The following is a 12,295-nucleotide window of genomic DNA, read 5'->3' as shown; positions in this document are numbered from 1 at the left end:
CCTCAGTTCGACAGGTGGTCCAGGATGCGCGGTCCGAGGTCCGTGACGTCGCCCGCGCCCATCGTCAGAACGAAGTCGCCGGGCTTGGCCATTCCCGCGATGACGTCCGGGACGGTCGCCTTGTCGTGGACGGCTGTGACGTCGGCGCCGGCCCGCTGCGCGGCGGCGATGATCAGCTCGCTGGTGATGCCGGGGATCGGGTCCTCGCGGGCCGGGTAGATCTCGAGGACGACCGAGGCGTCGGCGAGGGCCAGCGCGTCGCCCATCTCCTTGCCGAGCTCCTGGGTGCGGGAGAACAGGTGGGGCTGGAAGACGACGAGCAGGCGCGCGCCACCGGCGGCGCCGCGCATGGCCTCCAGGTCGGCGGTCATCTCGGTGGGGTGGTGCGCGTACGAGTCGATGACCTGGACGCCCGCGGCCTCGCCCTTGAGCTGGAGGCGGCGGCCGACGCCGGTGTAGGCGGTGAGGGCCTGGGCCAGCTCGGCCGGGTCGATGCCGACGCGGGCGCCGGCGGCGAGGGCCGCGGCGGCGTTGTGGGCGTAGTGGCGGCCAGGGACCGAGACGGTGAAGGTGTGCTCGACGCCGTCGAGGAGGACGACGACCTCGCTCTTCATGCCGTTCGGGGCGATCTTCAGGATCCGGGCGTCGGAGTCCTCGGACTCGCCGACCGTGACGATGTGCAGACCGTCGCGGTCCGCGACCCGGCGGGCCAGCTCACGGGCGCCGGCGTGCTCGCCGACGACCAGGGTGCCGCCGGGACGGATCTTGGCGGTGAAGGCCTCGAAGGACTCGTAGATCTCGTCCATGGAGGCGTAGTTCGCGTGGTGGTCCAGCTCGACGTTGAGGACGATCGCGACCTCGGGGTCGTACTTCTGGAAGCTGCGGTCGCTCTCGTCGGCCTCGGCGACGAAGACGTCCCCGGAGCCGTGGCGGGCGTTGGTGCCGGGGCCGGCGAGGTCGCCGCCGATGGCGTACGAGGGGTCGAGGTCCAGCTCGGTGAGGGCGACGGCCAGCATCGAGGTGGTCGTCGTCTTGCCGTGCGTACCGGCGACCGCGATCGCGCGCAGGTCGTCCATGAGGGAGGCGAGCGCGTCGGAGCGGTGCACGACGGGGATGCCGAGCTCGGCGGCGCGGGCCAGCTCGGGGTTGTCGGCGCGGATGGCGCTGGAGACGACGACGGCGGAGGCGTCGTCGGCGAGGTGCTCGGCGGCGTGGCCGATGTGCACGGTGGCGCCGAGGGCGCGCAGCGCCTCGGCGGTCGGGGACTCCTTGGCGTCGCTGCCGGCGACCTTGGCGCCGCGCTGGGCGAGGATCTTCGCGATGCCCGACATGCCGGCACCGCCGATGCCGATGAAGTGCGGCCGTTCCATGGCGGCAGGGATGGCGGGTGCCATGTGGATCTCTCCCCGGGTGCGTCTGGCTGTGTCGTACTGGAAGGACCAGCCTAGTGGCTCGCGCCGGGCGGCCCGGGGCACGGAGGGTCGGCCGTGTCCCCGGCCCGTGAGGGGCCGCCGTGTCCGCGCCCCCTGCACGGGGCGCGGACACGGACCCTCGGTGTTCCCTACTCCTCGCTGTGGGCGAAGAGCTTCAGTACGGGTACGCCCACCTTGTGGCGGGCCCGGGAGGCCCAGTCCCGGTGGAAGAACTCCTCCACGTAGTGCGGAGCGGTGAGAACGATCACCTCGTCCGCCTCCGATTCCTCGACCACCGCCTTCATCTTGGTGAGCGGGTGGTCCTCGACGACCTGGCCGACCGCTTCGCAGCCGGCGTCTCTCAGGGCCTGGAGCGAGTGCTCCAGGGCCAGCTCGGCGGGGACCCGGGCGGCCTTGCCCTCCGGTTCCCCGCTCTCGTGGGCGGCTTCCTTCAGTTCGCCCATGGCGACGTCGTCGATGGCACGCAACAGCACGTCGGCCTGGTCACCACGCGGCTGCATAAGGACGATGAAGGACACGCCCTCGTCGCCGTGCAGCGTGGTGACGAACTCCACGTCGACGGAGGTCAGGGGCTTCTCGATCATCAGAACGCTTGTGAACACCTCAGGAGCCCTTCTGCGGAAACCATCCTTCCCCGTGCCCGCACGGGGTCTGCGACATAAGTGTGCCCAGCGGACGGAAAGCGGAACGACAAATTCCGCCGATTGTCAGATCCGACGGTAGCGGGTGAAGAGGAACCCGTCCTGCTCCAGCACGGAAGCCACGGCGAAGCGTGTCGGGACGGCCACCGAAGGGCCCCCGGCGATCCGCTGAGCGGCGCCCGCGGTCATCGTCGGCGAGATCGTCAGACACAGCTCGTCGAGGACCTCCGCGGCCACGAACTGGCCCAGCAGCCGGGGCCCGCCCTCGGTCAGCTGGCGCCGCAGCCCGCGCTCCGCGAGGACCGCGACCGCGCGGGCCGGGTCCACCCCGGCCCCTTCGCCCGCGAAGAGCACCTCGGCGCCCGCCTTCCGGGCGGCCTGTACGCGCTCGGCGGGCGCGGCGGCCCCCGTGAGGATCAGGGTCGGCACCAGCGGCTCCGTGAAGAGCGGCAGCGAGAAGTCAAGGTCGAGGGAGGCGGTGACCACGGCGATCACGGGTGCGGGCCCCTGCCCTGCGGCGGCCCGGCGGGCGGCGAAGGCCTCCCGCGCCCTGGCCGGGCGGTACCCCTCCAGACGTACCGTTTCCGCGCCCACGACGATCACGTCGGCTAGCCCGCGCAGGGTGCCGAAGATCCGCATGTCCGTGTCGGAGGAGAGCGGCTGGGAGCGGCCGTCGTGCTGACCTGCCCCGTCGAGCGACGAGACCATGTTGGCCCGCAGCCACACACCGTCACCCTCCGGATACGCGTAGGCGTCGGCCAGCTCGTCGAGCGACCACTCCCGGCCACCGGCGGACACCTCCCCGGCGGCGGTCTCGGCCTCGGCCCCCACTTCGTTTGCGGGGTCTGTCATGTAGGTCACAGGGAGCAGGCGTCGCATCCTCGCAGTCTGACATGGCGCTTACAGTGGGGAACTGTGTCGACCCACGCCCTCACCGAAGCGGCTTCCACCGAAGCGGCCCCGCTCTCGCTCTGCTCCCGAGAGCCCCACGTCCCCGCAGACCGTCTCGTCGCGGAGATGGTGCCGCCGCCACGCTTCGACTCCGTACGCTTCGACACGTACCTGCCGGACCCGAACCAGCCGAGCCAGACGGACGCCGTCAAGGCGCTGAGCGGCTTCGCCGAGGGCCTCGGCGGGGCGCACGCCACCGGCGCCGGGAAGCGCCGCTGGTTCGCCAAGAAGCCGGCCGCCCCGAGCGGGCCGCGCGGCGTCTACCTGGACGGCGGGTACGGCGTCGGCAAGACCCACCTGCTGGCCTCCCTCTGGCACGCGACCCCCGCCGAGCCGGCGCTGAAAGCTTTCGGCACCTTCGTCGAGCTGACCAACCTGGTCGGCGCGCTCGGCTTCCAGCAGACGGTCAAGACCCTCAGCGGGCACCGTCTCCTCTGCATCGACGAGTTCGAGCTGGACGACCCGGGCGACACCGTCCTCGTCTCCAGCCTCCTCGGCAAGCTCGTCGAGGCGGGCGTGGCCCTCGCCGCCACCTCCAACACGCTCCCCGGCAAGCTCGGCGAGGGCCGCTTCGCCGCCGCCGACTTCCTCCGCGAGATCCAGGGCCTCTCCGCGCACTTCATGCCGCTGCGGATCGACGGCGAGGACTTCCGCCACCGCGGCCTGCCCGAGGCCCCCGCCCCGTACTCCGACCAGGTCGTGACGGAGACCGCGTACGCGACGCCGGGCGCCGCCCTCGACGACTTCCCGCACCTGCTCGACCACCTGGCCAAGGTCCACCCGAGCCGGTACGGCGCGCTCACCGACGACCTCGCGGCGGTCTGCCTCACCGACGTCCAGCCGGTCCCCGACCAGTCGACGGCGCTCCGGCTCGTCGTCCTCGCCGACCGCCTCTACGACCGCGAGATACCCGTCCTCGCCTCCGGACTGCCCTTCGACCGGCTCTTCAGCGACGAGATGCTGAACGGCGGATACCGCAAGAAGTACTTCCGGGCCATCTCCCGGCTCACCGCGCTCGCGCGCGACGCGAAGGGGCTTGTGGCGCAGTAGCTTGGGGGCCGTACCCGATCGAAAGGGATCCACCATGGCCACCGTGCGTCACGCCCACACCGTCTGGCAGGGCGACCTCCTCAAGGGTTCCGGCGTCGTCACCCTCGACTCCTCCGGCCTCGGCTCGTACGACGTCTCCTGGCCGGCCCGGAAGGACGAGCCGAACGGCAAGACGAGCCCCGAGGAGCTCATCGCCGCCGCGCACTCCTCCTGCTTCTCGATGGCCTTCTCCGGCGGTCTGGCCAAGGCCGGCAACCCGCCGACTCGCCTGGAGACCAAGGCGGACGTCACCTTCCAGCCGGGCGAGGGCATCACGGGCATCCACCTGACCGTGCGCGGCGAGGTCCCGGGCCTGGACGCGGACGAGTTCCGGGCGCTCGCCGAGGAAGCGAAGAAGAACTGCCCCGTCAGCCAGGCGCTCACGGGAACGACGATCACGCTCACCGCCGAACTGGACTGACCCCTCGTCAGTTCACGCGCCACATGAGGCCGTTGTGGCCCGCATGGTTCACGTGTCACCACAGTGCGTGATACACACATGCGGGTCACACGTCACAGCACAGCACACGCCTGTCCGCCAACAGGAAAAGTGGGTTGCCTCATGTCCGCGACACGACGTCAGATCCTCTCCCGCACCGGCGCGTCCGCCGCCGGGATCGCCTTCACCGGCGCCTTCTCCGAGCTCTTCGCCGGCAGCGCGGTGGCCGCGAGGGGAGCGGGGTACGGCCCCCTCCTCCCCGATCCCGCCGGGCTCCTCGACCTCCCGGCCGGCTTCCGCTACAAGGTCCTCTCCCGGCAGGGCGATCCGCTCCGCTCCGGCGAGGGACCCGTCCCCAGCAACCACGACGGCATGGGCGCCTTCGCCGGCCGGCGCGGGCGCGTGCATCTCGTCCGCAACCACGAGAACCGGGTCACCGGACGCATCGGCGTCCCCACCGTCCCCGGACTGACGTACGACCCGGCCGCGAAGGGCGGGTGCACGGCCCTGGAACTCGACGGCCGGAACAACGTCCTCGGCGAGCGCGTCGCCATCGCCGGTACCGCCGTCAACTGCGCGGGTGGGCACACCCCTTGGAACACCTGGCTGACCTGCGAGGAGACCGAGGACAAGGCCGGGACGAACGGCTACACCAAGGACCACGGCTTCATCTTCGAGGTCGACGGAGCCGACCCGCACCGCACCGGGGCCGTCCCCCTCACCGCGATGGGCCGCTTCCAGCACGAGGCGATCGCCGTCGACCCGTCGAGCGGCATGGTGTACGAGACGGAGGACGCCTTCCAGCAGCCCTTCGGCCTCTTCTACCGCTTCCTCCCGCGCAAGCCGCTCGGCGGCACCGGCTCGCTGCGCGCGGGCGGCGCCCTGGAGGCCATGCGGGTGCCCGGCGTACCCGACCTGTCCGTGATCCAGGAGACCGGCGCGCGCTTCGAGGGCGTCGAGTGGGTCCCCGTACCGGATCCGCAGGCGGCCGAGACGCCCATCAGGCTCCAGGACTTCGGGCCGAAGGGCATCACGCACGCCCAGAAGCTGGAGGGCTGTTACTGGGGCGGGCGGGCCGTGTACTTCGTGTCCTCCTTCGCCCGCCTCAAGGACGGCTCGGGCGCCACCCACTTCGGGCAGGTGTGGAAGTACGAGCCCCACCGGCGCCGCCTCACGCTCGTCGTCGTCTTCGGCCCGAGCACGGACATCCGGCTCCCGGGCGAGTCGCCGGACAACATCTGTCTCACGCCGAGCGGCGGCCTGATGGTCAGCGAGGACGGCGACGGGGCGCAGCACGTCTACGGGGTGAGCAGGAAGGGCGAGGTGTACCCGGTCGCCCGGGGGGCGAACAACATCGGGACGCCCGAGGCGCCGGAGTGGGGCGAGTTCGCGGGCGTCACCTTCTCCCCGGACGGTTCCACGATGTACGTGAACTGCTACACGCCGGGGACGACCTTCGCGGTGACGGGCCCTTGGTGCTGAGCTGCTGAGCTGAGCCCGTTCGCGGTCGCGGACGACCTGGTTCCGTCGCAGGATCGGGGAAGGACGAGTGGCGCGGCGGAAGGGTCACACGGTGGCGAAGCAGAAGGACGACCGGAAGCAGACGGACCGCACGAAGACGGGCCGGAAGAGGGCCGACCGTAAGAGGGGGGAGCAGCGGACGCCGCAGGACACGCCCCTGCGGGACGTGCTGCGCGTGCCCGGCGGCGAGCGGCTCGACCTCACCGCGTACGACGCCTCGGCGACCCCGGCCGGCCCCACCGACAAGGCGGCCGGCCTGGGCGCCACCGCCGCCCTCGCACCGCGCCTCGCGGACCTCCAGGAACGCCTGTACGCGTCGAGCACGGCGGGCGACCGGCGACGGCTGCTCCTGGTCCTCCAGGGCATGGACACCAGCGGCAAGGGCGGCACGGTCAAGCACGTCATCGGCCTCTTCAACCCGTCCGGCTGCCGCATCCGCGCCTTCAAGGCGCCGACCCCGGAGGAACAGAGCCATCCGTTCCTCTGGAGGATCATGAAGGCGCTCCCCCAGCCCGGCGAGATCGGCATCTTCGACCGCTCGCACTACGAGGACGTCCTCATCGCGCGCGTCCGCGACCTGGTCCCGCGCTCGCAGCTCGACCGGCGCTACGCCCAGATCAACCACTTCGAGAAGTCCCTCGCCGACGACGGGGTGACGGTCGTCAAGGTCTTCCTGCACCTCTCGTACGAGGAGCAGCGCAACCGGCTCCTGGAGCGCCTGGACAACCCCGACAAGCACTGGAAGTTCAACCAGGGCGACATCGAGGAGCGGGCGGTGTGGCCGGCGTACCGGAAGGCGTACGAGATCGCCCTCGAACGCTGCACGACGGACGAGGCCCCGTGGTACCTGGTCCCGGCGGACCGGAAGTGGTACCGGAACTGGGCGATCAGCAAGCTGCTGCTCGAACATCTGGAGGCGCTGGACCCGAAGTACCCGCCGGGGGACTTCGACGTCGACGAGTGCCGGCGGCGGCTACTGATGACGTGAGCGGCGCCAGTCCCTGACGGCCGTGTTCAGCTCCTCGAAGGGCGTGAGGTCGAGCAGGCTCAGCCTGCCCTGCTCGGCCATCGTGGTGAGCAGGCGGTCGAAGAGGGTGACGTCGAGGGTCAGGCCCATGGCGAAGGCGGTCATGAGGTCCGTGTCGTCCAGCCAGGTCACCAGGTCGAACAGCGCGTCTATCTGTGCATCGTCAAGTGCGCCGACCCGCTCGGCCAGTCTGACGAACCGATGGATTCGCAAGAAGTAGGCGAGCAGGCGAGCTGCCACGTCGGGCCTGCCGGCCTCCGCGAGCCCGGCCAGGACCCGCAGGCCGAACCGGTCGAGCCTGCTCCCGTTGGCGAGCGTCTCCGCCACCCGCTCCAGGCGCACCGGGGTCGCCGTGCCGGCCAGCGCGGCCGTCACCAGGGCGACCGCCGCCGCGTCGCTCCGCACGCGGGCCACCGCCTCGGCGAGGACGCGGTCGGCCTCGGAGTCCGAGCGGGTTTCGACGTCCCTCAGGCCCTGGAAGACGGCGGCCGCGTTGCGCTCGGTGACCCGGGCGGCGACCGCCGCCGTCCACGACTCCCGGGTCCGGGTCCGTCCCAGCCGTGCGACCTCCGGGGCGAACGCCAGCACGTCGACCATCGGCCGCAGCCGGGCCACGTCCGCGGCGAAGGTCTCCGGGGCCGCGCCGCGCTCCAGCAGCCAGCGCAGCAGGTCCGCCACCTCCTCAAGGGGACGCGACCACGCGGCCTCGGTCAGGTCGCGTGCCGCCTCGGGGAGGTCCTCCTCCTCCCACATCGACAGCAGCCGACTCTTGAACAGCTCCAGCGGTACGTCGTCGGAGGTCGCCGGGCGCCGCCGCGACAGCTCCTCCTCCAGGCTCAGCACCTGGTCCCGCAGCTCCCGGCTCTGGTGTTCGGCATCCGCCCGGAGGCTTTCCGCGTCCTGGAGGTCCTGGCGGAGCTGGAGGACCTGGCGGAGGAGGTCCTCCTGGGCGCGGACGACTTCGGTCCGCTCGGCGCCCCAGTCCAGGCGGAGCTGGGCGAGGTCCTCGGCGACGTGTCGGACTTCGGACTCCTTCCGCTCCAGGAGGGCGTGCAGGGCCTCGATGTTCCGGTGGGCGCGTTCCGTGTCGCGGCGGGAGCGGGCGAGCTCGCTCCGGAGGCCCTCCAGCCGGAACTCCGCCGGATTGCAGACGCGCAGCGCCTCCAGCCGCTGTGCCCGGATCGCTTCCTTGGCCTCCAGCTGGAGCGGGGCGCCCACGTGCTCCTCCACCTCCCGCACCAGACGGTCGATGAACTCCTGAGGGGCTAGGCGACGGCCGGAGAGGTAGCGGGAGACGGCGGACTTGTCGAGGTGGACGCGGTGGGCGTACTGGGTCTGCGGGATGCCCAGTCTGTTGAAGAGGTCCGTCAACACGGTGCCGAGCGCGGCAACTTCGGGGACCCCGCCACGCTCGACCTCCGACGAGGTGCCCTGCGTACGGACGACTTCGGTCATGGTGCCTCTCCCCCTGCGGTGTTGACGCCGCATCGGCAACGGTTGCGGCTGTCGCAACGTACCGGACGGGACCGATGGTGGGGGCTCGTCAGTTCCTTCCGTCAAGGAGTCCCATGCGTACTCTCCGCTGGGCGCAGCGCGCCCTCATCGTCCTCGTCGCGACCGTGCCCCTGCTGCTCGTCACCCTCGCCTTCGTGCCCGCGCTGCTCGTCCTCCCCTTCCGCCGCGAGCGGGCCGCGCACGCTCAGGCGATGGTGCGTCAGCTCAGCGCGTGGACTCGGGTGCTGCTGCTGTCGAGTCGCGAGCGTTAGACACTTTGATCGGATAACTTCCGATCGTGAACATTTCTGTACGAAAAATGGCGGCGCTTGGTCTCCTGGGCGCCGCTCTCGTCGGCTGCGGCGGGGGCGCCGCCGAGACCTCCGCCCCGAAGGCGAAGGCCCCGACCGCGTCCCACAGCCCGTCGCCCCGGGCGAGCGCGGCCGCCGGCCCGAAGCCCGCGCGCGTGCCCGCCGCCCCGCCCACCATGGCGCCGGGGCCCGGGGGGCTCACCCCCGTCTACAGCCGCCGCGCGCAGGGCGCCGAGAAGGTCGTCGCGCTCACCTTCGACGCCGACATGACGGCCGACCAGGGCCCCCGGGCCGCGGCCGGCGAGCGTTTCGACAACCCCGGGCTCATCGCGACCCTGCGCCGGCTCAAGGTGGACGCCACCGTCTTCATGACGGGCCGCTGGGCGGAGGAGTACCCGGACCAGGCCAAGTCCATCGGCGGCGACCCGCGCTTCGAGATCGCCAACCACTCCTACAGCCACTACGCCTTCGCGTCCCCCTGCTACGGCCTCCCGACCGTCGCGGGACCCGACATGACGGCCGACGTGCAGCGGGCCTTCGACGCCTTCCGGGATGCCGGGGCCGTCAACGTCGTCCCGTACTTCCGCTTCCCCGGTGGCTGCTACGACGACGCGGCCCTGCGCGCGCTCGGTCCCGCCGGGGTGACGGCGGTCCAGTGGGACGTGGTCAGCGGCGACGCCTTCGCCAAGGACGCGGACGCCGTCGCCGAGCAGGTGCTCGACGGGGTGAAGCCGGGTTCGCTCGTGGTCATGCACTGCACGCGCAGCGCCGCCCCCGTCACCGAGGAGGCGATCCGCCGGATCGTCCCGGAGCTGCGGGCGCGCGGCTACCGCTTCGTGAAGGTCTCGGAGCTGATGGGCGGCCGCTGAGCGTATGCCTCCGGCCGGGCGGGTCAGCCCGAGCAGGCCGTGCGCTGGGCTTCCTGCCACTCGCAGACGGGGCAGAGCGTGATCCCCTTGGTCGACTCCGGGTACTCGGTCGGCTCCTGGCACAGCACGCACGAGGCGAACGGCCCCTCGGCCGCCGGTTCGGGCTTCGGGCCGGTGGGCCCGGTTGTTCCGTCGCAGTACGACGTGGACTCGGTCATACCTTCGAGCGTACTCACTCCAGGCGTGCCGTGGCCCGGCAGGCGAGGGCCGCCGTCGCCGCCGCGAGGAGCACGGCACCGGCGCAGGCGAGCCAGGGAAGGTGCGCGGTCGTCGTGCGGGAGCCGGTGACCAGCGCGGTCAGGGCGTGCTTCGCCGGGGAGCCGGTGGTGACGAGGGCGAGGAGCGAGCCGAGCACGAGGGCCGTGACCGACCAGCCGGTGGCCTTGAGGAACGGGCGGGCGGCCAGCGCGCCGACGGCGGCGCCCGTCAGGACGCAGGCCGCCGTCGCGAGGAGCCCGGCACCCGTGGCGGCGAGCGGGCCGACCCCGCGCCGGTCGCCGATCGCGGTGAGACCGAGGACGGCGGCCACGCCGAGGAGCCCCGGCAGCGCGGTCCCGGTGAGGAGTGCCGCGAGGTGGGCGCGGCTCCGGCCGGCGGCCGCGGCGACGACGTGCCGGGCGGCGGGCGGTTCCTGGGTGAGGCAGATCCGCACGCACCAGGCCGTCACCGGCACCAGGGGCGCCGCCGAGAAGCCGAGGGCGCCCAGCACGGGTTCGCCGGCGCGGACGCCGACGGCGAGGAAGGCCGCGTACAGGAGGAGCGGTGCGAGCCAGCGTTGGGAGCGGAGCAGCAGACCCGTCTGGTAGCGCAGGAGCGCCGTCATACCCGGACGCCTCCGGAGTCGAGTCGGTGGATGTGCCAGGAGGCGGCCAGGAGCGCCGCGAGCAGGGCGTCGGAGTGTGCCGCGTCAACGGTGAGGACGAGGGGGCGGGCTTGGTCGGCCGGGTCCGGCGACTCGGCGGCGGGGTCGGCCGGGTCCGGCCACTCGGCGGCGGGGGCGCCTGGCAGGCCCTCCGGGAGGGGCTTGCCGCCGGAGGCCATGATCCGCACCCGGCGGCCGGGCGGGACGTCCCGCGCCGCGGGCGCCACGGCCCGTACCGCACCCGACTCCACCGCGTACGCCGCGTCCGCCTCCCCCGCCAGGCGGCGCGGGTCGTGGTCGACGAAGACGGCCGTCCCGCCCGCCGCGACCCGTTCCCGGACGGCGCGGTCGAGTGCGGTGCGGGCCGTGGTGTCGAGGCCGGTCCAGGCCTCGTCGAGGACGAGGAGGTCCGGGTCGGCGATGAGGGCCTGGGCGACGGCGACCTTCTGGCCGGTGCCCTTGGAGAGTTCCGCCAGTTCGGTACGGGCGTGCTCCCCGGCCCCGAAGCGCTCCAGCCACTCCCCCGCCCTGGCCCTGGCCGCCGCCCGGCCGAGGCCCTGGACGCGGCCCAGGTGGACCAGATAGTCGGCGGCGGTGAAGGGCAGGGCCGCGGGGAACCGCTCGGGGACGTACGCGGTGCGGGGCGGGCGGCCGGTGATCCGGCCCTCGCTCGGGGCGTCGATCCCGGCGATCAGCCGGAGCAGGGTCGACTTGCCGGTGCCGTTGGTGCCGACGACGCGGACGAGGGTGGAGGCGGGCAGGTCGAGGACGGCCCCGCGCAGGACCCACGGCCCGCGCGGGCCGTACCGGCGCCCGACCCGCTCCAGCCTCAACTCGACGAGGTCTTCTGCGGGGTGAGCTCGCTCGGCCGCACGACGACGAAGCCCTGGCCCTCCAGCTTGAGCTGCACCGCCTCGCCCGAGCCGCCGCGGATCATCGAGCCGACGGACTGCGAGCGGTGCAGCGAGGTGCGGAGCTGCTCGCTCCAGCCGACGACGGCGTCGGTGTCGACGTACACGGGAGCCTGCGGGGAGACGGGGATGACGATGGGGCTGCCCTCGCAGATCAGCGCCACCTTCCCGTAGCCGGAGAAGACGGAGTTGAAGATGCCGCCGCCGGTGACCCCGGCGCCCTTCACGGTCTTGATCTCGTAGTGGAGGGTGGAGTCGAAGCAGAGGACGTTGCGGCCGTTGACCGAGAAGGCGTCGCCCTGCTCGATCTCGATGATGAAGCAGTTCTGCGCCTCGTGCGCGAACCAGGCCTCGCCCTGGCCGCGCACGGCCATCAGCGCCAGGCCCTCGCCGGTGACGGCACGCTTGAGCAGGCCGCCGATGCCCTGGCCCTTGCGCTCGAAGTGGAGGTCGCCGCGGAAGGCGATCATCGAGCCCTGGCGGGCGTGCATCTCGCCGTTGACGGTGTACTTGACCGACTTCGCGTTCTGCAGGGTCATGCCCGGGAAGCCGGCCGCCTCGGCGAGGTGTTCGCCGGCGAAAAGATCACTCTTCATGCAGGGCATCCTGGCCCGGAAGCTCCGATTCCCACAAGAATGCCCCGGCGTCCGGCCGTCGTCCCGCCGTCGTCCGGCCGTCGTACCGCCG

The 12,295-nt window shown here is 72.4% G+C and carries 14 protein-coding genes; 6 read left to right on the top strand and 8 right to left on the bottom strand.

The window, feature by feature from the left end:
- Positions 1–2: 2 nt before the first annotated feature.
- From murC to ACFWWU_RS25955, 3 genes are all read right to left on the bottom strand, one after another.
- Positions 3–1,394, bottom strand: coding sequence for a UDP-N-acetylmuramate--L-alanine ligase (murC, locus tag ACFWWU_RS25965; protein WP_384148232.1), 1,392 nt, complete (start codon positions 1,392–1,394; stop codon positions 3–5).
- A 167-nt stretch (positions 1,395–1,561) separates the two neighbouring features.
- Positions 1,562–2,035 carry an indole-3-glycerol phosphate synthase gene (locus tag ACFWWU_RS25960; RefSeq protein ID WP_384148230.1) on the bottom strand — a complete coding sequence of 158 codons (474 nt, stop codon included), beginning with the start codon at positions 2,033–2,035 and terminating at the stop codon, positions 1,562–1,564.
- A 105-nt stretch (positions 2,036–2,140) separates the two neighbouring features.
- Positions 2,141–2,926: a pyrimidine reductase family protein gene (locus ACFWWU_RS25955; RefSeq protein ID WP_384148228.1), complete on the bottom strand. Its 786-nt coding sequence runs from the start codon at positions 2,924–2,926 to the stop codon at positions 2,141–2,143.
- Positions 2,927–2,989: 63 nt separating this feature from the next.
- Between ACFWWU_RS25955 and zapE the strand changes: the two genes are divergently transcribed.
- From zapE to ACFWWU_RS25935, 4 genes are all read left to right on the top strand, one after another.
- Positions 2,990–4,075, top strand: a complete 1,086-nt coding sequence (gene zapE / locus ACFWWU_RS25950) for a cell division protein ZapE (protein ID WP_384148226.1) — start codon at positions 2,990–2,992, stop codon at positions 4,073–4,075.
- A 34-nt stretch (positions 4,076–4,109) separates the two neighbouring features.
- A complete protein-coding gene (locus tag ACFWWU_RS25945; protein ID WP_384148223.1) occupies positions 4,110–4,535 on the top strand; it encodes an OsmC family protein in 426 nt (141 codons plus the stop codon).
- A 141-nt stretch (positions 4,536–4,676) separates the two neighbouring features.
- Complete coding sequence (locus tag ACFWWU_RS25940) at positions 4,677–6,035, top strand: alkaline phosphatase PhoX (protein ID WP_384148221.1); 1,359 nt, start codon at positions 4,677–4,679, stop codon at positions 6,033–6,035.
- A 91-nt stretch (positions 6,036–6,126) separates the two neighbouring features.
- Positions 6,127–7,062, top strand: a complete 936-nt coding sequence (locus tag ACFWWU_RS25935; RefSeq protein ID WP_384148219.1) for a PPK2 family polyphosphate kinase — start codon at positions 6,127–6,129, stop codon at positions 7,060–7,062.
- Here the strand turns inward: ACFWWU_RS25935 and ACFWWU_RS25930 are convergent.
- On the bottom strand, positions 7,048–8,556 hold the full coding sequence (locus ACFWWU_RS25930) for a hypothetical protein (protein ID WP_384148217.1): 1,509 nt from the start codon (positions 8,554–8,556) through the stop codon (positions 7,048–7,050). The genes ACFWWU_RS25935 and ACFWWU_RS25930 overlap by 15 nt on opposite strands.
- 113 nt (positions 8,557–8,669) lie before the next feature.
- On the opposite strand from ACFWWU_RS25930, the gene ACFWWU_RS25925 reads away from it, so the two are divergent.
- Positions 8,670–8,867 carry a hypothetical protein gene (locus ACFWWU_RS25925; protein ID WP_384148215.1) on the top strand — a complete coding sequence of 66 codons (198 nt, stop codon included), beginning with the start codon at positions 8,670–8,672 and terminating at the stop codon, positions 8,865–8,867.
- A 47-nt stretch (positions 8,868–8,914) separates the two neighbouring features.
- Positions 8,915–9,775, top strand: coding sequence for a polysaccharide deacetylase family protein (locus tag ACFWWU_RS25920; protein WP_384148213.1), 861 nt, complete (start codon positions 8,915–8,917; stop codon positions 9,773–9,775).
- Positions 9,776–9,798: 23 nt separating this feature from the next.
- Here the strand turns inward: ACFWWU_RS25920 and ACFWWU_RS25915 are convergent, their stop codons facing one another.
- Genes ACFWWU_RS25915 through ACFWWU_RS25900 form a run of 4 tightly spaced genes read right to left on the bottom strand, consistent with a single transcriptional unit; the run spans position 9,799 to position 12,204 of the window.
- A complete protein-coding gene (locus ACFWWU_RS25915; RefSeq protein ID WP_384148211.1) occupies positions 9,799–9,993 on the bottom strand; it encodes a hypothetical protein in 195 nt (64 codons plus the stop codon).
- Between the two features lie 14 nt (positions 9,994–10,007).
- Entirely contained in the window at positions 10,008–10,658 is a 651-nt protein-coding gene (locus ACFWWU_RS25910) for an ABC transporter (RefSeq protein ID WP_384148209.1), read from the bottom strand.
- On the bottom strand, positions 10,655–11,530 hold the full coding sequence (locus ACFWWU_RS25905) for an ATP-binding cassette domain-containing protein (RefSeq protein ID WP_384148207.1): 876 nt from the start codon (positions 11,528–11,530) through the stop codon (positions 10,655–10,657). The genes ACFWWU_RS25910 and ACFWWU_RS25905 overlap by 4 nt, the downstream gene beginning before the upstream one ends.
- Positions 11,527–12,204, bottom strand: a complete 678-nt coding sequence (locus tag ACFWWU_RS25900) for an AIM24 family protein (protein ID WP_384148205.1) — start codon at positions 12,202–12,204, stop codon at positions 11,527–11,529. The genes ACFWWU_RS25905 and ACFWWU_RS25900 overlap by 4 nt, the downstream gene beginning before the upstream one ends.
- Positions 12,205–12,295 lie beyond the last annotated feature (91 nt).

Source organism: Streptomyces sp. NPDC058650, from assembly GCF_042717315.1.
Lineage (GTDB): Bacteria > Actinomycetota > Actinomycetes > Streptomycetales > Streptomycetaceae > Streptomyces.
This window is presented reverse-complemented; position numbering and strand designations above follow the sequence as displayed.